This is a genomic window from Sphingopyxis sp. RIFCSPHIGHO2_12_FULL_65_19 (assembly GCF_001830555.1).
Lineage (GTDB): Bacteria > Pseudomonadota > Alphaproteobacteria > Sphingomonadales > Sphingomonadaceae > Sphingopyxis.
This window is the reverse complement of the sequence record NZ_MIAM01000023.1, coordinates 2,843-25,444: the sequence shown is the minus strand read 5'-3', so window position 1 is coordinate 25,444 and position 22,602 is coordinate 2,843. Positions and strand designations below refer to the sequence as shown.

At 64.5% G+C, this 22,602-nt stretch carries 15 protein-coding genes and 1 pseudogene; 4 read left to right on the top strand and 12 right to left on the bottom strand.

Features of this window, described 5'->3' with window-relative positions; genetic code table 11:
• Positions 1 to 11 precede the first annotated feature (11 nt).
• Positions 12 to 701 carry an OmpA family protein gene (locus tag A3E77_RS06850; protein WP_293644392.1) on the bottom strand — a complete coding sequence of 230 codons (690 nt, stop codon included), beginning with the start codon at positions 699 to 701 and terminating at the stop codon, positions 12 to 14.
• Positions 702 to 937: 236 nt separating this feature from the next.
• Between A3E77_RS06850 and A3E77_RS06845 the strand changes: the two genes are divergently transcribed.
• Complete coding sequence (locus A3E77_RS06845; RefSeq protein ID WP_293644390.1) at positions 938 to 2,260, top strand: hemolysin family protein; 1,323 nt, start codon at positions 938 to 940, stop codon at positions 2,258 to 2,260.
• A 603-nt stretch (positions 2,261 to 2,863) separates the two neighbouring features.
• On the opposite strand, the gene A3E77_RS06840 is transcribed toward A3E77_RS06845, so the two are convergent.
• Positions 2,864 to 4,396: a class I adenylate-forming enzyme family protein gene (locus tag A3E77_RS06840; protein WP_293644388.1), complete on the bottom strand. Its 1,533-nt coding sequence runs from the start codon at positions 4,394 to 4,396 to the stop codon at positions 2,864 to 2,866.
• A gap of 102 nt (positions 4,397 to 4,498) precedes the next feature.
• Here A3E77_RS06840 and A3E77_RS06835 point away from each other — a divergent pair, with 102 nt between their 5' ends.
• Entirely contained in the window at positions 4,499 to 5,209 is a 711-nt protein-coding gene (locus A3E77_RS06835) for a response regulator transcription factor (protein ID WP_293644386.1), read from the top strand.
• 539 nt (positions 5,210 to 5,748) lie between these two features.
• Here the strand turns inward: A3E77_RS06835 and A3E77_RS06830 are convergent.
• From A3E77_RS06830 to A3E77_RS06810, 5 genes are all read right to left on the bottom strand, one after another.
• On the bottom strand, positions 5,749 to 8,553 hold the full coding sequence (locus A3E77_RS06830) for a TonB-dependent receptor (protein WP_293644384.1): 2,805 nt from the start codon (positions 8,551 to 8,553) through the stop codon (positions 5,749 to 5,751).
• Positions 8,554 to 8,801: 248 nt separating this feature from the next.
• Positions 8,802 to 11,606: a TonB-dependent receptor gene (locus A3E77_RS06825; RefSeq protein WP_293644382.1), complete on the bottom strand. Its 2,805-nt coding sequence runs from the start codon at positions 11,604 to 11,606 to the stop codon at positions 8,802 to 8,804.
• Positions 11,607 to 11,765: 159 nt separating this feature from the next.
• A complete protein-coding gene (gene pdeM / locus A3E77_RS06820; RefSeq protein WP_293644380.1) occupies positions 11,766 to 12,482 on the bottom strand; it encodes a ligase-associated DNA damage response endonuclease PdeM in 717 nt (238 codons plus the stop codon).
• A gap of 40 nt (positions 12,483 to 12,522) precedes the next feature.
• Positions 12,523 to 13,560, bottom strand: coding sequence for a retroviral-like aspartic protease family protein (locus A3E77_RS06815; RefSeq protein ID WP_293644378.1), 1,038 nt, complete (start codon positions 13,558 to 13,560; stop codon positions 12,523 to 12,525).
• 69 nt (positions 13,561 to 13,629) lie between these two features.
• Positions 13,630 to 16,050: a ligase-associated DNA damage response DEXH box helicase gene (locus tag A3E77_RS06810; RefSeq protein ID WP_293644376.1), complete on the bottom strand. Its 2,421-nt coding sequence runs from the start codon at positions 16,048 to 16,050 to the stop codon at positions 13,630 to 13,632.
• A 53-nt stretch (positions 16,051 to 16,103) separates the two neighbouring features.
• Between A3E77_RS06810 and A3E77_RS06805 the strand changes: the two genes are divergently transcribed.
• Complete coding sequence (locus A3E77_RS06805) at positions 16,104 to 17,033, top strand: glutaminase (RefSeq protein ID WP_293644374.1); 930 nt, start codon at positions 16,104 to 16,106, stop codon at positions 17,031 to 17,033.
• 2 nt (positions 17,034 to 17,035) lie between these two features.
• Here A3E77_RS06805 and A3E77_RS06800 read toward each other — a convergent pair whose 3' ends face one another.
• Both A3E77_RS06800 and gyrB read right to left on the bottom strand, forming a co-directional pair.
• A complete protein-coding gene (locus A3E77_RS06800) occupies positions 17,036 to 17,452 on the bottom strand; it encodes a septal ring lytic transglycosylase RlpA family protein (protein WP_293644372.1) in 417 nt (138 codons plus the stop codon).
• Between the two features lie 132 nt (positions 17,453 to 17,584).
• Entirely contained in the window at positions 17,585 to 20,161 is a 2,577-nt protein-coding gene (gene gyrB / locus A3E77_RS06795; protein WP_293644370.1) for a DNA topoisomerase (ATP-hydrolyzing) subunit B, read from the bottom strand.
• Between the two features lie 107 nt (positions 20,162 to 20,268).
• On the opposite strand from gyrB, the gene A3E77_RS06790 reads away from it, so the two are divergent.
• Positions 20,269 to 20,703 (top strand): hypothetical protein, encoded by a 435-nt coding sequence (locus tag A3E77_RS06790; RefSeq protein ID WP_293644368.1) that lies wholly within the window; start codon positions 20,269 to 20,271, stop codon positions 20,701 to 20,703.
• Positions 20,704 to 21,013: 310 nt separating this feature from the next.
• Here A3E77_RS06790 and A3E77_RS06785 read toward each other — a convergent pair whose 3' ends face one another.
• From A3E77_RS06785 to A3E77_RS06775, 3 genes and pseudogenes are all read right to left on the bottom strand, one after another.
• Entirely contained in the window at positions 21,014 to 21,523 is a 510-nt protein-coding gene (locus tag A3E77_RS06785; protein ID WP_293644366.1) for a hypothetical protein, read from the bottom strand.
• A 2-nt stretch (positions 21,524 to 21,525) separates the two neighbouring features.
• On the bottom strand, positions 21,526 to 22,212 hold the full coding sequence (locus A3E77_RS06780) for a nitroreductase (RefSeq protein WP_293644363.1): 687 nt from the start codon (positions 22,210 to 22,212) through the stop codon (positions 21,526 to 21,528).
• Positions 22,199 to 22,602: pseudogene (locus A3E77_RS06775) on the bottom strand (RDD family protein); the annotation flags it as partial. The pseudogene A3E77_RS06775 and the gene A3E77_RS06780, both read right to left, overlap by 14 nt.

Genomic DNA, 22,602 nt, shown 5'->3' with positions numbered 1-22,602 from the left:
GGGAATGGAACTTACTGTGCCGCGTTGACGTCGGCCTGCGTCACCGGCGCAATGCGGATTTCGACGCGGCGGTTGCACTGATAATCGGCTTCGCTCTGTTCGGGCGCGCATTTCAGCTGCGATTCGCCATAACCCATCGTCGCCATGCGCGCGCGCTGGATACCGCGACCGCCCAGATAGTCGGCGACCGACGCGGCACGGCGTTCGGACAGGCCCTGGTTATAGCTCTCGCTGCCGGTCGAATCGGTGTGCCCATAAACGTCGATATAGGTGCTCGGATATTCGGCGAGCGTCGATGCGACATTGTCGAGCGCGCTGCGGAACTGCGACTTCACCATCGCGCTATTCAGGTCGAAGGTGACGTCGCCGGGCATGTTCAGCACCAGCTGGTCGCCCTGGCGTTCGACGTCGATGCCGGTGCCCGCGGTGCGTTCGCGCAGCTTCTTTTCCTGCTGGTCCATATAATAGCCGACGCCGGCGCCCGCGACGGCACCGATGCCAGCGCCGACGATTTCCTCGGTCCGGCTGTTCTTGCCGCCGATCAGGTCGCCGAGCAGATAACCGCCCAATGCGCCGCCGACGCCGCCGATCGCGGCCTTCGATATCTTGCGCTCGCCCGTCACCGGGTCGGTGACGCAGCCGGTCAGCGCCATGGCGCCGATGCTCGTCAAAATCGTGAGCTTGATCATCTTGCTGTTCATTCGTTCGCTCCCTTTATCCGGCGGATGCCTCTGGTCCTCTGCACGCCGCCCTTGCTTGCCGATAACATATGGCCGACGATCTGGTTCCAGAATTTGACTGAATGACGGCTGAGCCGGGCGTTCAGGCGCGTGCCATTGTGCAATGCGACGCCTTTCGCTTATAGGGGGCAAATGACCGAAGCTGACAGGGGCCGGGCGCCGACGCGCCGCATGACCGCCCCGCCCACGACTCCCTCATGACCGCTTTTCCCTGGTCGGATGTGGTGATCATCCTGATCCTCATCCTCCTCAACGGCGTTTTCGCCATGTCCGAACTTGCGATCGTCTCGTCGCGTGCCCCGCGTTTGCAGGCTGCGGAAAAGCGGGGAAGCCGCGGGGCCAAGATCGCACGGCAACTCGCCTCCGATCCCGGACGATTCCTGTCGACGGTCCAGGTCGGCATCACCTTGATCGGCGTGCTGACGGGCGCCTATTCGGGGTCCAGCCTGGGCCAGCCGGTGGCGGAGCGGCTGCAGGCGCTGTTCGGCCTCGACGCCGAGACGGCGCTGTCGGTCGCCTTTGCCGTCGTCATCGCGCTCACCACCTATGCCTCGTTGATCGCGGGCGAACTGGTGCCCAAGCAGTTCGCGCTGCGCGCGCCCGAACGGATCGCGATCATCGTCGCGCCGATGATGTATTGGCTGTCGAAAATCGGCGCGCCGCTGGTCTGGCTTCTCGATGCCAGTTCGGCGCTGGTCTTTCGTATCCTGGGCCTCAATCGCGAATCGGAAGATCGCGTGACCGCCGAGGAATTGCACCTGATCGTCGCCGAAGCGTCGAAATCGGGCGTGATCGAAGAAAGCGAGCGTGCGATTATTTCGGGCGTCGTGCGCCTGGCCGACCGCCCGGTGCGCGAAGTGATGACGCCGCGCAAGGATGTCGACTGGATCGACGTCGCGCTTGACGCGCGCGGGGTGCGCGACAAGCTGGTCGAATCGCCGCACAGCCGCCTGCCCGTCGCGCGCGGGTCGGTCGATGATATCGTCGGTGTGGTGCAGGCGCGCGATATCGCATCGGCGCTGTTTCGCGGCGAGCCGCTCGACCTTGAACAATTGATGCGGCCGACGAAGGTCATCCACGACCAGATCGACGCAATGGACGCGCTCGAGGCGCTGCGCGCCGCCGACGTGCCGATGCTGCTCGTCCACGACGAATATGGGCATTTCGACGGGCTGGTGACGCCCGCCGACCTGCTTTCGGCGATCGCGGGCGAATTTGCGTCGGACCAGGATATCGGCAGCGAACCCTTTGTCGTCGAGCGCGAGGACGGCAGCCTGTTGATCGCGGGGTCGATGCCCGCCGATCAGATGGCCGAACGGCTGGGGATCGAGCTTGGCGACGATCGCGATTATGCGACGGCAGCGGGCCATGCGCTCGCGATCCTGAAGCATCTGCCCAAGGAAGGCGAGCGCTTTACCGACAAGGGCTGGCGTTTCGAGATCGTCGACATGGACGGGCGCAAGATCGACAAGCTGCTCGTCACCGAGATCAGCAAGCCGAAGGGCGATGAGGCCGAATAGGCAGGGCTTGAAGCCACAAAATCCCCTTAAGGACACTGCCAAACCGAGTCCTTTGTGGCTTTAAGGCTTTAAGCGGCGCCGCATCGTCGCGGCGCGCCGAATGGACGATGTCCAGATCCGGGCCGCCGACCATGTCGACCGCGCGGATGCAATATTCCTGGGTCGTCGGTGTCTCGCCGTCGGCACTGCATGGGGGATGCGATTGGTTCCGTCCACCAGTTTGGAGCACCGCGGCGCAATGCAGGAAAGCGGATTTTCAGCGGGGCCGGTGTCCGCTTTGGGGTGGGGAGCGGACGTTGAGGTCCTCCCCATCGACTTGCGATGGGGAGGGGGACCGTCCGCGAAGCGGATGGTGGAGGGGCCGCAACGTCGCGCCAATAGCCCCTCCGTCAGCGCTGCGCGCTGCCACCTCCCCATCGCAAGTCGATGGGGAGGATCTTATGTCCACAACCGGTCGCTAGCCGACAAACCTCTCTGTCCGTTCGTGTCGAGCGAAGTCGAGACACATATCGAAAGAGCGCGACGTCGAAGGGCATCTGGACTTCGCTCGATGCGAACAGGTCAGGATAGGCCAGACCATCTACTTTCGGCCGTTATCGGCAGCTACCGCGCATAAGCATCTCGCAATTCGCGTTTCAGCACTTTGCCGATCGGGCTGCGCGGCAATTCGTCGACCGTTGTAATTGCGCTCAATCGCTGCGTCTTGCCGACCTTCGCATTGCAATCGGCGCGCACGGCCTCTGCATCGGCGCCGGGTTTCAACACGACAAAGGCGACCGGCGTTTCGCCCCACTCTTCGCTCGGCATGCCGACGACGGCGGCCTCGACGACGCGGTCGTCGGCGATCAAGATCGCCTCCAGATCGCTCGGAAAGATGTTGAACCCGCCCGAAATGATCATGTCCTTGGCCCGGTCCATCAACGTCAGAAAACCGTCTTCGTCGATCCGGCCGATGTCGCCATGGCGATAGAAAAGATGCCCGTCCGCATCGTGCCAATGCATCGCCTTGGTCGCGTCGGGGCGGTTATTATATCCCGTCATCATCGCCGGGCTTCGGCCGACGACTTCGCCGACCGAACCTTGCGGCAACTCGTTGCCTTCCTCGTCGATCACCTTTGCGACGTGCCCGGGGGCGGGCTTGCCGACGGTATGAAGCTTGTCGGGGAATTGATGCGCTTCGAGGATGAACGCGGCGCCGCCCTCGGTCATCCCATAGATTTCGACGAGTCCGCCGGGCCAGCGCTGGAGCACATCGGCCTTCAGCGCGGCGGGGAAAGGAGCCGATGTGCAATATTTCATCACGAAGCTCGACAGGTCGAAGCTGCCAAAATCGTCGAGCGCCATGATCCGGCGATACTGGACGGGAACCAGCATACAATTTGTCGCGCGCTCGCGCGCCGCGAGCTCCAGGAAGCCGCGGGCGTCGAATTTCTTCATCAGCACGACCTGCCCGCCCGAACCGACGGTCGGCATGAAACTTGCCATCGTCGTGTTGGAATAGAGCGGGGTCGACAGGATCGTCACCGCGTGGGGGCCATAGGCGGGTGCGCCGCGAACGATATGCTGCCAGCGCATGGCATGGCTGTGGACGATGCCTTTGGGCGTGCCCGTGGTGCCGGACGAATAGATGATGTTGAACCCGTCTTCGGGCCGGATGTCGACTGGCACCGGGCGGGACCCCGCCAGCGACAACCAGGCGTCGAGCGGAGTCCCTGCATCGCTGCCATCCATCGCGATCAGGCTGCTCGCCGTGATGACCTGGCCTTCGAGACTGGCTCTCGCGGCGCCGTCGAGGAATAAATGGCGCGCGCCGGTATCGGCGATCATCGCCGCCATCTGTTCGCCCGTTGCGCTGTTGGTCACCAGCCCTGCGACCCCGCCGGCACGCAGCGTGCCCAGAATCACCGCCATTTGTTCGACGCTGTTGAGCCCGGCGATGGCGGTGCGGTCGCCCTTCGCAAAGCCATCCTGCTGTAACCGTGCCGCGATTCGGTCGGTCAATTGATCCAGTTCGGACCAGCTAAGCCGCCGCAATGCATCGGCAGCCGCTACGGCATCGGGACGTTCCGTCGCGTGGGCGCGGACGAGGTCGGGCAGGGTGGCGAAGTCGCCGTCAAGCATTTCGATACTGGTCATGGCCTAGGGTTAGCACAGCCGAAAGGCGGTGCAATGCCGGTGGGGCGGCGGCGCGACAACATGTTGCGGCGACGGCGGGGATCGGGAATGGCATCATCGGATATGACCGGGATGGGTGACAGGAAGTTGCTTGTCGCGGTCTATCACCCCCGGGCGGCACGCGCGGATGAACTGGGCGCGATGGTCGAAGCGACCGGATTGGCGGTGCAGTTGCTGCCGGCGCATGTCCACGGCCTGCGGCCATGGGTCGACAGCTGTTTCGACCTGCTGCTCCTCAACCCCTTCCTCGATTGGCAAGACCCTTTTGAATTTGTCCGGCTGGCGCGCTCGATCGCCGGGCGGCGCCCGCTGCTCATCCTGTCGGACCGCGACTCGCTCGACGACCGGATGGTGGCACTGGGCGCGGGCGCCGACGACGCGGTCGGGTGGACAGGCAATATGCCCGAGGTGCTGGCACGGATCGCCAGCCTGCTGCGGCGCAGCCGGATCGCCGCCGGGCAATTGGGCGAGGGCGAGCTGCGAATCGACCTGATCGACCGGCGGGTCGAACGTGCCGGACGCCTGATCCGCCTGCCGCTGCGCGAATTCGACCTGCTCGCCAACCTCGCGCGCGTGCCCGACCGGCCGCTCTCGCGCGCCGCGCTTTTGCGCGCCGTCTGGCGGATCGATTTCGACCCGGGCACCAACCGGGTCGAGGTGCATATGTCGCGGTTGCGCGCCAAGATTGACCGCGGGTTCGACTGGCCGATGCTGCATACGGTCAAGGGCGTAGGTTACACGCTCCGCTCGCGCCCCGAAAATGCCCCGTCTTGAAGAGGGCAGGTATCGGCGGCGTGGGGGTGAGGGGCTGACGTTTAAATCCTCCTCATCGCAATTCGATGGAGAGGATCTTATCGCCGCTATCGGCCGATAGCGGCCGCCCGGCTTCCAGTGCTTCGTCATGCCCGTGATGACGAAATGGGGGTTATTCGTCCCCCATTCCAAAGCGGACATCTATTATATGGAAAAGGCGCTTTCCTACATTATTCGGCTGTGCCAGCGTTCGTCTCGGCTCGGTCAATTTCGGTTCAAAAGCGGTCGCTGTCCGGTTTCGAGCAAGAACAGGGCGCGGCATGTCGGCCGAGCGCGACAAATCGGGGACTGCGTAGGGCTGACCTTTCCTGAACTTTGGAATGATTGCGCGGCGCATGGGCCGCACCCCTCGCGGGCCCGGCCCGGAAAATCGAAGATGGCAACGTCCGCTCCCCATCCCAAATTGGACATCCTCAAAGGAAAGGGCCTGACGCGACAGTGCCCGGCCGCGGCAGGCCCTCCCTACGCCCTCCCCGAATGCGGGGAGGGGGAGAGATGGTTCAGAACTGGCCGCGCAATGTCACGCCATAGGTGCGCGGTTCGCCGGGGAAGCCGACGAACAGCTGGTTCGCGGTCCCCGCCAGCCCGGACGAAGCCGGTGCGGCGACGGCGCGAAAGGTCCCGCCCCCTTGCAGCGGCATGTCGGCGCCGATCTGGTAATAGGTCTTGTTGAACAGGTTCTGGCCCCACAGCTCGACCCCCCAGCGCCGCTCGGGCCCATAGAGGCCGATGCGGCCGTTGAAGATCGCAAAGCCGTCCTGGATCTTTTCGACGTCGAGGTCGGACCCCGTATTGGTGTCGCTTTGCAGGCGCGTGTCGAGGTAGACGAGTGCGGTCATCCCCGAGCTGCCGATGGGCGGCGTCCAGCTGATCCCCGCGGTCGCGACGTAGCGCGGGGCGTTCGATACGCCGCGTCCGGGCAACTGGAACAGAACGGGCGACAGGGCTCGCCCGCCCGTGCCGACCAGGTTCCGCCGATACAGCGTGTCGACATAGGTCAGCCCCATATTGACCGACACATGGCGCGCGGGGCGCAGGAAGGCTTCGATCTCGATCCCCTTTGACCGCACGCCGGGTTTCAGTCGGTCCGGCGCGCAGGCGCCGGTCGCGGCCGATCCGTCGGCGTCGGCGCCGTTCAGATCGTCCTTGCACGCCTGGATGTTCGTGACCTCGAAATTGACGCCGTTGAAGGTGTTGAGCTGGTAATTGCTATATTCCTGATAGAAAGCGGCGACATTGACGTCGATTCCGGGGCCGTCCCATTTGATGCCGAGTTCATAGGCATCGACCTTTTCGCTCGCGAATTGCAGGTCGCTCGCCTCGGGGCGGCCGTTGCCGCTGCTATTCGCGGGCAGCGCCAGCCGCGCCGCGCAGGCCGCGTCGAACGTCACGTTGCAGGTGCGGTCGAGCGCCGAGAAGTCGAGGTTGAACCCGCCCGCCTTATACCCCTTCGACGCCGATCCATAGACCAGCCATTCGGGCGCCGGTTTCCAGCTCAGCACGGCGGTCCCGGTCCATTCATTATCCTTGAACTTCGTCCCGGCACTGCCGCGCGGCAGGTCGGGCGCGGTGCCGTTGATCACGCAGGGCAGGGTCGCCAGCGACTGGAACGGCGAGTTGACGATCAGCGGGCAGATCGCATTGTTGAAATTCGCGTCGGCATCCAATGTCTTGCGCTCGCTGGTATAGCGCGCGCCGATGGTCAGCGTCAGCACGTCGGGGACGATGTCGAAGCTGTTGTGGGTGAAGACCGCGAAGTTGCGGCTGCGCTGCGCAAAGGTGGAACCCTGATTGCCGGTGCCGTTGATCGCGAGCGCGGGTTGCCCCAGTGCCGCGGCGAGCGAACCGAAGCCGGGGCGGGCGGGGTTGGCGATCAATGCCGATAACAATGGGATCGACGCGCGGCGCGGGTCGCCGACGGGCAGCCCCGACAGCGCGGTGATCGTCCCCTGCACGACCGGCACATTCACGCACGATGCGTTGGAAGGCAACACAGCGGTGGGCAGCGCGCTCGCAAAGAGCAGGCAGTTGGCGAATTGCTCGTAATTATCGCCATAAACAATGTCGTCGTCGACATCGAGTTTCTCGTTCGCATAATAGCCGCCGACCAGCCAGTCGAGCCGGCCGTCGAACGCTTCGCCCTGCAAACGGACCTCCTGCGTGAACAGCCGGAACCGGCGATCCAGGTCGGTGCGGCGCAAGATGTCGAGGGCGCTGAAATCGGCGTCCTGGCCTTGGGCGTTCCGGTAATCGCGATAGGCGGTGATCGAGGACAGCGTCGCCGCGCCCAGCTCCCAGCCCAGCTCACCCGATACGCCCCAGTCCTTGGTGTCCGACCGATAGGTCACCCCCGGGGTGGTCGCCTGCCGCCTGACAAGGGGCGTGCCCGTCGGTGGAACCTGATGATTGGCCCCCAATGCCTGCAGGATAGGGAGCAAGCTGTTCGCCGACGCGACGGGGAAGCCGTCGGCTCCGCGCGTCAAGTTGCGGACGGGGTTCAGCAGGACGCCGCCGCAGCAATTTTCGTTGCGCTTGCTGTAATCGGCGATCAGGCGGAATTTCAGTGTCTCGCTCGGCTCGAACAGCAATTGCCCGCGCACCAGCCAGCGGTCGCGGTCATTGATGTCGGGTTCGCCGGGCGTGGCATTGTCGATAAAACCGTCGCGCTTCTGCCAGACGCCGTCGATGCGCGCCGCGACCTTGTCGCCCAGCGGCGCGTTGATCATGCCGTCGACGCGCCAATAATCGTAATTGCCATAGGATATCGAACCCTTGGCCCCGAAGGCGCCGAGTTCGGGGCCTTTGGTGACGATGTTGATCAGCCCGGCGGTCGAGTTGCGCCCGAACAACGTGCCCTGCGGGCCGCGCAGCACCTCGACGCGTTCGATGTCGCCGAGTTCGGACAGGCCGACCCCGGTGCGGCTGCGATAGACGCCGTCGATGAACAGGCCGACCGACGATTCGAGGCCGGGGTTTTCACCGACGGTGCCGATGCCGCGGATGCGGGCAGAAAAATTGACCTCGCTCGTCGCCCCCGACACGAGCAGCGAGGGGGCAACCTGTCCCAGCGCGCGGACGTCGCTCGCCCCCGTTTTTTCCAGCGTATCGCCGGTGACCGCCGAAACCGCGATCGGCACGTCGGACAATGCCTCGCTGCGCCGCGTCGCGGTGACGATGATCGTTTCGTCGTTCGTTTCGGTGCCGACGTCCTGCGCTGTGGCAGGGGCGGTCCATAGGGCGAAGACAAGCGGCAGACCCGCCGCGCTGGCACGCAGCAGGCAGGTACGGCGGTGATGGTTTCTCATGGTTATGGCCCTCCTCCACAGGATCATTGTGCGGGAGAGCGTCGCGATTTTCTATTTGCGGGCATTCTATCACGACCAGGCCGCGACAAGCCAGCATTAGCCCGTGCCGTAACGTCATTGCGACGTGCGGCGCGGCATTTATGTCACAGCTGCCAGATGTGACGGGTTGACGGATTTGGGCCGGCCGCCGGGACAAAAAAGGGGCGGAGCCCATGGCTCCGCCCCCATCATTTTCGATTGGCGCGACCTTAGAATTTGCCGCGCAGCGTCACGCCATAGGTTCGCGGTTCGGCAAGGAACTGCGAGAAGATCTGGCGCCCGCCCGGATATTGCGGATCGGCGAAAGCGGTGGTCGCCGACGTGCCGCCTTCCTGGAACGGCGAGTTGAACGCGACCTGGGCATATTGCTTGTTGAAGATATTCTGCCCCCAGAATTCGATGCCCCATTTTTCGTCGGGGCCGCGAATGCCGATGCGCGCGTTGAAGATCGCGTAGCCGTCCTGCGCCTTCTGCGGGAACAGGTCCGAACCCGTGTTATAGTCGCTGGTCATGCGACCATCGAGGTAGACGAGGCCGGAAAGACCGCTGCTGCCGATATCGGGCGTCCAGGCAACGCTGCCGGTCGCGACCAGCTCGGGCGCATTCGACAGATTGTTGCCCGGCAATAAGCGCAGCGCCTGGTCGAGCGGCGCGCCCGAATTGTTGCCGACCAGTTGACCCCGATATTTGGTCTGCGCGTAGGTCAGGCCAGCAGTCATGCGGAAATCGCGCGCCGGGACGAGCGACGCTTCGAGCTCGAAGCCTTGCGACCGGACGCCATGGCTGACGTCGTCGGTCGGGCACGCGCCGGTGGTCGCCGCCGCCGCATTGAAGTTCGGCGCGCCGGTGAACTTGCTCTGATCGCGATCACCACCATTCAGGTCGCTGTCGCAGCCGTTGATGTTCTGGACAAGGAAGACCGTGCCGTTGAACGTGTTGAGCTGGAAGCTGGAGAAATCCGACCGGAAGAAGGTCAGGCCGAGGCCGAACGGGCCGGTCGAATATTTGGCGCCGATTTCATAGCTGTCGACCTTTTCCGGATCGAACTGCAAACTTCCGACAAGTGCCTGTGCGCCGCCCGGCGTCGCCGCGAACGGCAGGATCGGCGATTTCAGGGCAGACCGGTCGAGGTTGAAACCGCCCGCCTTGTAGCCGCGCGAATAGCTCGCATAGACCATCAGGTCGTCGATCGGCTTGTACGACAGGATCGCGGTGCCGGTCCATTCGTCCTCGCTCCGCTTGTCGCGGATCGACACACCATTAAGTTCGGCGGTCGAATTGCCCTGGCAGCCGAGCCCGATCAGGCCGCCCGCGACAGCGCGGATCGTGGCGTTTGTGCTCGACAGATCGTCGAGCAACAGCCCCTGGATCGTGGTGCAGGCCGTGTTGTCGTTGGTGAAGGTCGCCGAAAACTTCTTCTTGTCGTTCGTGTAACGAACGCCGAACGTGAAATCGAGCTCGTCGGTGATGTGGAAGATATTGTGCGTGAACAGCGCCCAATTCTCGCCATTTTGGCGATAGCGGTCGTTGATGCTGCCGCGATCGCTGATCCCGTCGAGCGCCGACAATCCCGCGACAATGTCGGGACCAGCCGGGCCAAAGGCACCGAGCAGCGTAGCCTGGCCGACGCCCGGAATGACGCACGACGGGCTCGTCGGCGAATAAAGTCCCGCAAGTGCCGTTCCGGTAATCAGGCGGCAGGCCGCGAACCGCCCATAATCTTCGCCGAAGCGCAGATTGTCGCGGACGGTCAGCTTTTCATTGGCGTAGAAACCGCCGACGAGCCAGTCGAGCTTGCCGTCGAACGCTTCACCCTGCAGGCGCAATTCCTGCGTGAAGGTGTGGAACTGGCGATAGCTGTCATCGCTCGGCGCACGATAGAGGATATCGACCGTGCCGTAATCGACGTCGCCTGCCTGGCTCGACCGATATTCGCGATACGCGGTGATCGACGTCAGCGTCGCGCCGCCGAAATCATAGTCGATCTGGCCCGAGAAGCCATAATCCTTCGTCTTGCCGGCAAAGCTGCGCCCCGGGGTCACCGAAATGTCGCGGCTGTAGCCCTGATTGAACGCACCAACCGATTGGCCGAGGTCGCGCAGCACGTTGATGATGTTGTTCGACGTGGGCGTTGCGCCTGCGCCGGGGCTCGACGGCGTGTTAAGATTGCCGATATATTGGTTGACCGAGGGGCCGACGTAGGTTGCCGCGCAGCATTCCTCGTCGCGCGAGGTATAGTCGGCGATCAGTCGAACCGACAGCGCGTCGGTCGGCTCGAACAGCAATTGCCCGCGCAGAAAATAGCGATCGCGGTTGTTGACGTCGCGGTTGTTCGCGGTGTCGTTGTAGAAACCGTCGCGCTTGACCCACACGCCGTCGAGACGCGCGGCGAGCGTGTCGGTGATCGGGCCGGTGACGCTGCCGCCGAGGCGCCAATAGTCGTAATTGCCGTAAGTTACTTCGCCCGTGGCACCGAAATTGAAATCGGGCTTTTTGGAATAGATGCTGATCAGGCCCGCCGACGAGTTGCGACCGCCGAGCGTGCCCTGCGGGCCGCGCTGAACTTCGATGCGATCAAGTTCGCCCAGTTCGTTGAGGCCGATGCCCGAACGCGAGCGATAGACGCCGTCGATGAAGACGGGGACCGAGCTTTCAAGGCCGGGGTTATCGCCGACGGTGCCGATGCCGCGGATACGCGCCGAGCCATTGGCTTCCGAACCCGTCGAGGAGACGAGCAGCGACGGCGCGACCTGGTTCAGCTGGCGGATGTCGTTCGCGCCGCTGTTCTGCAATGTTTCGGCGCTGACCGCCGAAATGGCGACCGGCACATCGGAAAGCAGCTGCGAACGGCCCTGCGCGGTGACAATGATCGGGGTGTTGTCGCTGTCGTCGGTCGCGGTGTCGGCCGGGGCGTCCTGCGCAAAGGTGGGGGCTGCTACCGTCGCGAGGGCGATCGAGACGCCGAGTGCGCTGGTGCGCAGAAAGCGGGCAGCACGAAGGGAAGATGATTTCATATCGGGCACTCCTCTCAACATTTCATTATTTTTGTTGCGGAGCGAGCATAACTCAATTGCGCGGCCAATCCAGCCGAAGCCACGCTTTTGCGTCGTTTTTGATCGGGTGATGCTTTTTGGTCACAGGCGGAAAAGCGCCTGTTCGGTGAGGCTTAGGGCCTAGTTGGTCGCGTCGGCGGGGGTTGCCGTAGCGTCATCGACGCCGCGACCGGGGCACGGGAAGCGGAGATGCCGACCGCGCGCGACGAGCATCGCGGCATAGGGTCCGGGAAAATTTGCCGCGATCACCGGGTCTTCGGCGGCCAGGCCGCCCGTCAGGCTGCCGAACGCCGGCAGAATCAATCGCTGCGCATCGCCCGCGAAACAGGGCCGCGAAATCGTGCGGCCGCGGACGTTGAGCCGCAGTTTGGGGTGGAAATGCCCCGAAATTTCGGGCCGCTTCTCGTGGAGCTTGCTCTGATGGCGAAAAACGATGCCGTCGACGACCAGTTCGTCGGCGACCTCGCCGCCCCATGCGCCGCCGGTGAGCCCGTCGTGATTGCCCGCGATCCACAGCAATTTCGCTGCCGCCGCCTGCCCCGCCAATCGTTCGGCCACTGCGGGAACGATTCGTTGGGCCGCATCCCGGTCGTGGAAACTATCGCCGAGGCACCAGATCGCGCGTGCGCCGGTTTCGGCGGCGAGCGCCGCAAGCCGGTCGAGCGTGTCATGGCTGTCATAGGGGGGCAGGGGCTGGCCCAAAGAGGCATACCAGCTCGCCTTTTCCAGATGCAGGTCGGCAACGATCAGCGCGCGGTGGCGCGGCCAGAACAGCGCGCGGTCGGCCAGCATCCGAAACGGCTGGCCCGCAAAGTCAAAGGTCGGCGCGGCGGACATGGCGCCGCTATGCCGGTGCCGTCGGCGCCCCGCAAGCGCCCTAACTGCCCCGCATCACCATGTTTGCGGCGAAGCGTTGGTTGGCCCGGTGGCTCGCTTCGTCGGGCAGGTCGAACACAACGCGCTTGTTCGGGAAATCGATCTCGACCCGGTCGAACAGCGACAGGCTGTCCATACCGAGCAGCAGCGCGGGGCGCTCGTGCAGGCCCAGCGCGCGAAAGGCCTGACCGTCGGCGAAAGCGACGGGCAGGTCGTTGACGTCCATGCCGTTGATCACGATGCGTTTGATCGCGGTATGCAGTGCTGGAACGTCTTCGCCGGTCACCGCACCCAAGGTTGTTGCGGTAAAGGGAAAGCGGTTCGCGCGCTTGGCCGCGACCAACCGTTGCAGCGCCATGTTGCCGACGCTTGTCTGCGCGCCGGTGTCGACGATGACGTCGATGCGTCTGCCGTTCAGCCGCGCGTCCGACAGGATCAGCCGCCCTGCCGAATTGCGCGCGGTAACGACGATCGCGTCATCGTCGCGAATGATCGGCTGGGCGCGGCGGCGAGTTTGCAATATCTGCATGCTTTCCTTGCGGAAATCGATCAGCACACGGCGTTCCTCGAGCATGTCGACCCCGATCAGCCCCGCGGCGCCGATATGCCGCCCGAAAAAGGCGGGCGCCTCAACCGATGCGAGGTGGAGCTTGGACATCTGGAGCGCCGCGACGCGGTAGCTCGGAACGGTGGCCGATCCGCCGATCGTTGCGAGCCGCAGCTTGGCGCCCTCGGTCAGCCCCAGCCGCTGTGCCAGTTCGCGCGCGATCACCGTGCGTTCGGCGCCGGTGTCGACCAGGAACGAAAACGGCCCCTGTCCTCCGACCATCACCTTCACCGCCATGCGCCGCGACGCATCGAGATCGAAAGGCTCGATGAATGGGGCGACGATCACGGGCGGGGCAACGAGCTCGCCCGCGGCAACTGGGGAAGCGGCGGGAATGGACGCCGGGTCGGCCGGCGCCGGCGTCGCGCCGACCAGCGCGGGGGCGGCGAACAGCAGCGCACACAGGGCGGACCGCTGGATAGCTTTGGTCATCGCTGGCATCCTCTTTATGTTTGACAGTAATCTACGCTTGATCGGCCTTTGCGGCAAGCGAAACGCCGGTCATCGGTCGACGCGCATGGCCTGTTCGGCGAGTGTGTCGGCGAGTTCGCCGAGCAGCGCGTCGTCGATGTCGGCAGCGGCGACATTTTCGCGCCCGATCAGCACGAGCACCGGAATTGCCAGCGGGCTGATGCGGTCGAGCCGCTGGTGGAGCATCGTTCCTGCCGCGCGGTCGAGCAGGTCACCCAGCCGCGCGACGTCGGTCAGCCGCTCGCGGGCGTCGGCCCATGCGGCCTCCAGCAACAGATGGTCGGGTTCATATTTGCGCAGCACGTCAAAGATCAGGTCGGTCGAAAAAGTGACCTGCTTGCCCGTCTTGCGCTTGCCGGGATGCTGGCGCTCGATCAGCCCGCCGATCACCGCAACCTCGCGGAAGGCGCGTTTCAACAGATGCGATCCCTCGACCCATTCGACAAACTCGTCCTCGAGGATCGCCGGGTCGAACAGGAGCGCGGGATCGGTAACGGGGCGGAGCGACCAGATTGCAAGCGCATAGTCCGAGGCAACAAAGCCCAGCGGCTGGAGCCCTGCGCGCTCCATCCGTTTGCTGATCAACATGCCGAGCGACTGGTGGGCGTTCCACCCCTCGAACGGATAGGCGACGAGGTAATGCGCGCCTTCGTGCGGAAAGGTTTCGACGAGCAGTTCGCCGGGGCGCGGCAGCACCGACCGCAGCGCCTGCATCTCCAGCCAGAAGCGGACATCCTCGGGAAAGCGTTGCCAGCTTGTCGGATCGCCGAGGAAGCCTCGCACCCGGTCGGCCAGCCGCGTCGAAAGCGCCATCCGTGCGCCGACATAGGAAGGGATGCGTGCCGGCTTCGTCGTCGCGCGGACAAGGATATCGCTGTCGCGGATACCCTCGACCTCAAGGCTGAGGCCGGCAAAAGCGAAAGTGTCGCCTGGGGTTAGCGTGCTTGCGAAATATTCCTCGACGCTGCCGAGGCGCCGGCCGTTTTTGAACCGCACGTCGAGCGTCGGTGCGTCGACGATGATTCCGGCGTTCAGCCGGTGCTGCGCGGCGAGTCGCGGGTGTGCGATGCGCCAACCGCCTTCGCCATCGGGCGCGAGTCGGCGGAACCGATCGTAACTTTTGAGCGCATAGCCACCGTCGCGGACAAAGCCGAGCAACCGTGCGAACATGTCCGCATCGATCCAGCGATAGGGCGTCGCCGACCGGATTTCCGCGAGCAGTTCGGCTTCCTTGAACGGAGCGGCACAGGCAAGCGCCATGACATGCTGCGCGAGCACGTCGAGCGCACCGGGGCGAAAGCGGTCGGCGTCGCGCTCGCCCGCGTCGACCGCATCGAGCGCCGCCTGCGCCTCCAGATATTCAAAACGATTGCCCGGCACGATTAGCGCCTTGCTCGGCTCGTCAAGCCGGTGGTTGGCGCGGCCGATGCGCTGGAGCAGTCGCGACGACCCCTTGGGCGCCCCCATCTGGATCACGCAATCGACATCGCCCCAGTCGAGCCCCAGGTCGAGGCTGGAGGTTGCCACCAGCGCGCGCAATCGCCCCTCGGCCATCGCCGCCTCGGCACGCTGGCGCGCCTCGCGGTCGAGGCTGCCGTGGTGGATCGCGATTGGCAGTGACAGGTCGTTGACCTTCCACAGCTCCTGAAAGATCAGCTCTGCGAGGCCGCGGGTGTTGCAAAAGATGATCGTGGTGCGGTTCTTCGCGACCTCCTCCATCACCTGGTGAACGGCATAGCGCCCCGAATGCCCCGCCCATGGCACCGCGCCCTCGGGCAACAGAATGTCGATGTCCGGATCGGCACCCGCCTCGCCTTCGACCAGCGTCACCGCGTCGACCTCGCCTTTGGGAGCCAGCCAGCTGCGATAGGCGGCGGTATCGGCGATCGTCGCCGACAGGCCGACACGGCGCAGCCCGGGCGCGATCATCTGAAGCCGCGCGAGCGCAAGGCTGAGCAGATCGCCGCGCTTGCCCGGCGCAAAGGCGTGGATCTCGTCGATCACCACCGTCTTCAAATCGGCGAACATCGTGAAACTGTCCGGATAGGACAGCAGCAGCGACAGCGATTCGGGTGTCGTCAGCAGGATGTTGGGCGGCCGACTGCGCTGCCGCGCCTTCTTGTCCGAACTTGTGTCGCCGCTGCGGCTTTCGACGCTGATGTCGAGGTCCATCTCCGCGATCGGGCCGAGGAGGTTGCGTTCGACGTCGGCCGCGAGGGCTTTCAGCGGGGAGACATATAGCGTGTGCAGCCGGTCGGTGGGGTGCCGCGCCAGGTCGACGAGCGTCGGCAGGAAGCCCGAAAGGGTCTTGCCCGCCCCGGTCGCGGCGACGAGCAGCGCACTCTCGCCGCTCTCGCCCGCGCCCAGCATATCGACCTGATGCTTCCTGAGCCGCCAACCGCGCGCGGCGAACCAATCGGCGAAAGGGGCGGGAAGGGCGGGCGGCGGCATGGCAATGTCGTGTCACAGGCGCATCGCGTGAGCAACTGTGCTAGGCGGATGCGATGACCGACGATCTGCGGAGCCATATCGACGAGGCCATGACGCTGGCCGCCGCGCAGCTCGGCAAAGGGCGCGTTGCCGATTATATTCCGGCGTTGGCGAAGGTCGATCCGGCCAAGCTCGGTTTTGCACTCGCGCTGCCCGACGGCACCGTCCACGCCTCGGGCGACGCCGACGAACCTTTTTCGATCCAGTCGGTGTCAAAGGTGTTCACCCTGGCGCTTGCGCTGCGCCGTGTCGGCAGCGACCTGTGGACCAGCGTCGGGCGCGAGCCGTCGGGCAGCGCGTTCAATTCGGTCGTTCAGCTCGAAAGCGAACAGGGCATCCCGCGCAACCCGCTGATCAACGCGGGCGCGATCGCGACCACCGACCGGCTGATCGACGGGCGAGCCGGCGATGCGGTGGCCGAAGAAATTGTCGATTTCATGCGCGCGCGGGCAGGCGACGACAGGGTCGAAATCGACTTCGACGTCGCCTTTTCCGAATCCGAAACGGGCGCCCGCAATCGCAGTCTGGCGCATTTCATGGACGCGTTCGGCAATCTTACCCATCCGGTCGAAACCGTCGTCGGGGTCTATTTCCGCCAATGCGCGATCGCGATGAGCTGTCGCCAGCTCGCCCGCGCCGGACTGTTTCTGGCGATGGAAGGCCGCGACCCGTTCACCGGCGAACAAATCGTCGAGGCGCACCGTGCGCGCCGTATCAACGCGATCATGATGCTGTGCGGGCATTACGACAACAGCGGCGAATTTGCCTTTCGCGTTGGCTTGCCGGGCAAGAGCGGCGTCGGTGGCGGCATCCTCTGCATCGCGCCGGGGCAGGGATCGATCGCGGTCTGGTCGCCCGCGCTCAACGAGGCAGGGACGTCACTCGCGGGCGCCGTCGCACTCGAACATTTCGCTTACGCCGCCGGCTGGTCGGTGTTCGACTAAACCTAGTCGTCGTTGAGCAGCGCCAGCTTCACGCGCGCGGTGCCGCTGCGGTGCATGCCGATTTCGCGCGCGGCGGCGTGGCTGACGTCGATCACGCGGCCGCGCGAAAAGGGACCGCGGTCGTTGATGCGGACGATCACGCTGTCGCCGTTCGACATATTGGTGACGCGCACCATGCTGCCAAAGGGAAGCGAACGATGCGCCGCGGTGAGCTGGCCGGGATCGAAACGTTCGCCGCTGGCGGTGCGGTTGCCGGCGAGTTCATTGCCGTAATAGCTCGCCATGCCGCCGTCGATTTCGGTTTCGATGCTGGTTGGCTGAACGATCTCGGCGATCGGATTGCTGGTGATTTCGACTTCTTGCGCAGCGGCCGAAGCCGTCAGCAGAAGCGGTATCATCATCGCAGAAAAGACCCGCATGACATCATCCCCTTGTCAGAGGAGCGCCAAAAGCAGCGGCGGCCTGACAAGGCAAGCCGCCGCGCGTTGGATTGCAGTGATTTTACGCCCGGATGTGCGATTTCTACGCTTCGGGTGGAACCGTGACTGTAATTATACGTCGAGATTCGCCACCGACAGCGCGTTGGTCTGAATGAAATCGCGCCGTGGTTCGACTTCGTCGCCCATCAATCGTTCAAAGATTTCATGCGCGACATCGGCTTGTTCGGCCTCGACCCGCAGCAGCGAGCGGTTCGACGGATCGAGCGTGGTTTCCCACAATTGCTCGGCATTCATTTCGCCCAGCCCCTTGTAGCGGCTGATCGCAAGGCCCTTGCGGCTGTGCGCGAAAATCGCCTCGAGCAATTCGGACGGGCGCGTGATCGGCGTGACTTTTCCGGTGGCGGCGGCGGGCAGGTCGCTGTCGTTCGCTTCGGCGTCGTTATCCGCGGTTTCAGCCGCGGCGACCGCGGCGGCCTCCGCAGCAATGGCTGCGGCGCTGCTGCCCTTCACCAGACGGCCGGGATGGGCGTAGGTTTCGGCCTGCTCGCCCGCAAGCTTGTGGAGGCGGCGTGCTTCCTGGCTGGCGAGGAAGGCGGCGTCGATCGCATGATGATCGCTGACCCCACGCCAGCGCTTTTCGAGCGTATAGCCGCCGCCCGCCGCGACGATCGTCCATTTCGCTTCGGCACCGCCGGTCAGCGCGCGTTCGGCGGCGTTGAGCCATTCGGCGGCTCGCGCGCCCGCAGCGGTGCGGCCGGCGCTGTCGAGTTCGGGGTCGAGCGCGCCGTTCAGGGCCAGGGCTTCGACAAGATCATAATTATGGCCGCGCGGGACGTAGCGCATCAGCGCGCGCAGGCGGCGGCCATGCTCGATCAGGTCGCGCAGGTCCGCGCCCGACCGCGCGCCGCCCGTGGTCTCCAACATCAGCGCGTCGATACCGCCATCGACAAGGTAATTTTCGAGCGCGGTGTCGTCCTTCAGATAGACCTCACTCCGACCTTTCGCGACCTTGTAGAGCGGCGGCTGGGCGATGTAGAGGTGCCCACCCTCGATAATCTCGGGCATCTGGCGATAGAAGAAGGTGAGCAAGAGCGTGCGGATATGCGCGCCGTCGACGTCGGCGTCGGTCATAATCACGATCTTGTGATAGCGCAGTTTTTGGAGGTTGAACTCGTCGCGGATGCCGGTCCCGAGCGCCTGGATCAAAGTCCCGACTTCCTTCGACGAGATAATACGGTCGAAACGCGCGCGCTCGACGTTCAAAATCTTGCCCTTCAGCGGCAGGATCGCCTGTACATGGCGGTCACGGCCCTGCTTGGCCGATCCGCCTGCCGAATCGCCCTCGACCAGAAAGAGTTCGCATTTGGTGGGGTCGCGTTCCTGGCAGTCGGCGAGCTTGCCGGGCAGCGAGGCGATATCCATCGCGCCCTTGCGCCGCGTCAGTTCGCGCGCCTTTTTCGCGGCTTCGCGCGCCGCGGCGGCGTCGATGACCTTCTGGATCACCGCCTTGGCATAAGCGGGATTTTCCTCGAGCCATTCGGTCATCCGGTCGGCCATCAGGCTTTCGAGCGGCTGGCGCACTTCGGACGAAACCAGCTTGTCCTTGGTCTGCGACGAGAATTTGGGATCGGGCAGTTTGACCGAGACAATCGCGGTCAGCCCTTCGCGCATGTCGTCGCCGGTCAGCGAGACTTTCTCTTTCTTGAGAATGCCCGACTTGTCGCCATAACCGTTGATCGTACGGGTCAGCGCGGCGCGGAAGGCCGCCAGATGCGTGCCGCCATCGCGCTGAGGAATGTTGTTCGTGAAACACAGCACATTTTCATAATAGCTGTCGTTCCATTCGAGCGCGACGTCGATGCCGATGCCGTCGCGCTCGCTGCTGATCGCGATCGGATCGGGCAGCAGGGCATTTTTGTTGCGGTCGAGATATTTGACGAACGCGGCGATTCCGCCCTCGTAGAACAGGTCGTGGCTCACATGTTCGGCATGACGCGCGTCGACCAGCTTGATCCGGACCCCCGAATTGAGGAAGGCCAGCTCGCGATAGCGATGCTCGAGCTTCTCGAAATCGAACTCCAGCACATTTTTGAACGTCTCGGTCGACGCCTGAAAGGTGACGCGCGTCCCCTTCTTGCCAGCCGGGGCGGGACCGTTGACCTTCAGCGGCGCTACCGAATCGCCATGCTCGAAACGCATCCAATGCTCTTCGCCGTCGCGCCAGATCGTCAGCTCAAGCCATTCGCTGAGCGCGTTGACGACGCTGACGCCGACGCCGTGGAGGCCGCCCGACACCTTATACGCATTGTCGTCGCTGGTGTTCTCGAACTTCCCGCCGGCGTGGAGCTGGGTCATGATGACCTCTGCCGCCGAAATGCCTTCCTCGGCGTGAATGCCGGTCGGGATGCCGCGGCCATTGTCCTCGACGCTGACCGATCCGTCGCTGTTCAGTGTGATCAGGACCAGGTCGCAATGCCCCGCGAGCGCTTCGTCGATCGCATTGTCGCTGACCTCGAACACCATGTGATGCAGCCCCGACCCGTCGTCGGTGTCGCCGATATACATGCCCGGCCGCTTGCGCACCGCATCCAGGCCTTTGAGAACCTTGATCGAATCGGCGCCATAGGCATTGGCGTTGGGCTGGTTGGAAGGTGCGCTCGGCGCGTGATTTTCAGGCGTGTCCGTCATAGCGATTATATAGGGTCGAAGGCGCAAAAACCCAAGCGAAAATGCGGCTCTCGGCCATATCGCGACGAGCGTTGCGCGCACGCGCTGCGGCGGCTAGTTTCGGGGGTATGAAACATCGTCTCTTCCTGCCCATCGCCACCCTTTTGTTCGCTTCGCTTGCCGGATGCAGCCAGCCTGCGCCGCCCGCCGACAATGCGCCCGCCGTGGCGGGCGAACCGCTGGCGACGCGAGCGGTGATGATCGGCACCGAAGGGCCCAGCCTGCCCGCCTGTTCGAGCATCAGCCGGGTGCGTGAAGGTGGAACCGACGTCTATTGGGCGCCGAACGAGCTGCGTGCGGTCAAGGCGAAGCTTGCGGGCGGCGCCAACGTGTCGCTGTGCGAAGCGGCCGAAAATGACGCCTGGTTCGGCATCGTTTTTGCCGCACCCGGCACCGATCCGGACATGTGCGGCGTCGGCAGGTCGGTGCAGAGCGCGCGCGAATATCAGGGCCCGTGCCGCTGGGGCTGGATCAAGGGCGGGACCGTGCAACTCGGCGGTTAAGGCCACAAAAGCCCCGTATGTGCGTGTTCGATTTGTGTCCTTTGTGGCCTTAGGAACCATGCCGGCTATTGCGCGCGCATAGGGAAGGTCGACGATCCAAAGAACCCGTTCAAAGGCCGGCACCGCCGGATAATGTAGGAAAGCATTCCTTTTTTGTCTCGAAACGACCGGTTGCGGACATTTTTTCTTCGTCATCCCGGACTTGATCCGGGATCCATCACGGCGCTGAAATCATGGACCCCGGATCAAGTCCGGGGTGACGAGAGGGCGGAGCGGACGTCCCCTCTCCACCCCAAAGCCGTCCCGCCAATTATCCCCGGCAATCCTCGATCACCCGGCCGATCTCCGACTGCACGGGCAGCGTCATGGCGCCGCCGCCCGGCGTCTCCAGCGCGAAACGGCCGCGGCTGAACGCGATGCGGTCGAGCCGCGGGTCGCGGGCCGCGAGGTTCGCATTGCCGCCTTCGAAGCGGACCTGGTCGGTGCCGGCGCTGGTGCGCAGGCTGACATTCCCGACAAGTGCCGAGGTCATGCGGATCGCCTCGCCGCTGCACGTCATCGTCAATAGCGGATTCGCGCTGCCTGTCGGGACAAAGGCTGCGGTGCGGCTGGCCGCATCGTAACGCCACGCACCGGGATCGACCGCGCGGTCTTCCCAGCCTTTGGTCGACGTCGGCAGCGGTGCGGGGGTCGGCGCCGGGGCGACCGGCCGCGGTGCCGGGGGCGGGGCTTCGGGCTGCGGGATCGCGGCGCAGCCCGCGACGATGAGCATCAACGCCCCCCCGATGCCATAGCGAAAACCCGCCTGCTTGCCTGTCATTGTCAAAATCCCTGCCAATCAATCACTTCGTCCAGCGGCGCGCGCGGCACCGCCCATTGGTTCACCGCAGCAGCGGGATCGGCGTGGCCGATCGCCAGCCCGGTGAACAAAATCTGTCCGTCGTCGAGCGCCAACGTACGGCGCACCGTCGCCCCGTACATCGCCCAACATTCCTGCGGGCAGCTTGCGAGCCCATGTTCGACGAGCAGCAGCATCACCGATTGCAGCCACATGCCCATGTCCGACCATTGCGGTGGACCCATGATGCGCGAACAATGGAGGAAAAGCATCACGGGTGCGCCGAAACCACGGTAATTGTCCATGAACTGAGCGAGGCGCCCCGCCTTGTCCTCGCGCGGGATGCCCAGCGAGGCGTAGAGCGCCTCGCCGACGCCGAAGCGGCGGGCGTCCCACGGTTCGGTCAGCCCCTTGGGATAGATGTCATATTCGGGCTCATACCCTTCGCGTCCCATCGCGATCCGGACCGCGACTGCGTCCTTCACCGCCTGCCAGGGCGCCCCGGTCAGCACCGTGGCCTGCCACGGCTGGAGGTTGCCGCCCGAGGGCGCGCGCTGCGCCGCGGCGAAAATCTCTTTGAGCAACGCGGGGTCGACGGGCTTGTCTGTGAAAGCCCGCACCGAACGGCGCGCGTGCAACGCTTGCGTCACATTGATGTCAGTCGCTGGCATATTTATCCTCTCGCCGTTTCCCGAACAGCAGCTTGCGTTCGAGCCGGGCTTTCAATTGGCGGTAATAGGAAAGCAGGAACACGTCATCCTCTTCGGCGACGGGTCGTCCAATCTTGGCGCGGATCGTGTCGGCGACGTCGCGCATCGCGCGCGGGTCGCGCCCGCGCAAGACACGCTCCAGTTCCTGCAACTCGAAAATGCCGTAGACCGCGAGCTCGGCCTCGCTGAACGTCATCGCATCGCCCAATGCATCCGTCGCGATATCGGCGTCGAGCTTGACGCGCTGCGCCATCACCACCCACGTCCCGGCAATCAGGTCGCCCATCCGCATCCGATCGCGATTGAACAGCAGGAACAGGCTGAGCGTCAGCGACCAGAGCACGCCCGCCA

Coding starts and splice junctions, on each gene's coding strand:
- A3E77_RS06850 (WP_293644392.1), bottom strand. CDS start 701: ATGAACAGCAAGATGATCAAGCTCACGATTTTGACGAGCATCGGCGCC.
- A3E77_RS06845 (WP_293644390.1), top strand. CDS start 938: ATGACCGCTTTTCCCTGGTCGGATGTGGTGATCATCCTGATCCTCATC.
- A3E77_RS06840 (WP_293644388.1), bottom strand. CDS start 4,396: ATGACCAGTATCGAAATGCTTGACGGCGACTTCGCCACCCTGCCCGAC.
- A3E77_RS06835 (WP_293644386.1), top strand. CDS start 4,499: ATGACCGGGATGGGTGACAGGAAGTTGCTTGTCGCGGTCTATCACCCC.
- A3E77_RS06830 (WP_293644384.1), bottom strand. CDS start 8,553: ATGAGAAACCATCACCGCCGTACCTGCCTGCTGCGTGCCAGCGCGGCG.
- A3E77_RS06825 (WP_293644382.1), bottom strand. CDS start 11,606: ATGAAATCATCTTCCCTTCGTGCTGCCCGCTTTCTGCGCACCAGCGCA.
- pdeM (WP_293644380.1), bottom strand. CDS start 12,482: ATGTCCGCCGCGCCGACCTTTGACTTTGCGGGCCAGCCGTTTCGGATG.
- A3E77_RS06815 (WP_293644378.1), bottom strand. CDS start 13,560: ATGACCAAAGCTATCCAGCGGTCCGCCCTGTGTGCGCTGCTGTTCGCC.
- A3E77_RS06810 (WP_293644376.1), bottom strand. CDS start 16,050: ATGCCGCCGCCCGCCCTTCCCGCCCCTTTCGCCGATTGGTTCGCCGCG.
- A3E77_RS06805 (WP_293644374.1), top strand. CDS start 16,104: ATGACCGACGATCTGCGGAGCCATATCGACGAGGCCATGACGCTGGCC.
- A3E77_RS06800 (WP_293644372.1), bottom strand. CDS start 17,452: ATGCGGGTCTTTTCTGCGATGATGATACCGCTTCTGCTGACGGCTTCG.
- gyrB (WP_293644370.1), bottom strand. CDS start 20,161: ATGACGGACACGCCTGAAAATCACGCGCCGAGCGCACCTTCCAACCAG.
- A3E77_RS06790 (WP_293644368.1), top strand. CDS start 20,269: ATGAAACATCGTCTCTTCCTGCCCATCGCCACCCTTTTGTTCGCTTCG.
- A3E77_RS06785 (WP_293644366.1), bottom strand. CDS start 21,523: ATGACAGGCAAGCAGGCGGGTTTTCGCTATGGCATCGGGGGGGCGTTG.
- A3E77_RS06780 (WP_293644363.1), bottom strand. CDS start 22,212: ATGCCAGCGACTGACATCAATGTGACGCAAGCGTTGCACGCGCGCCGT.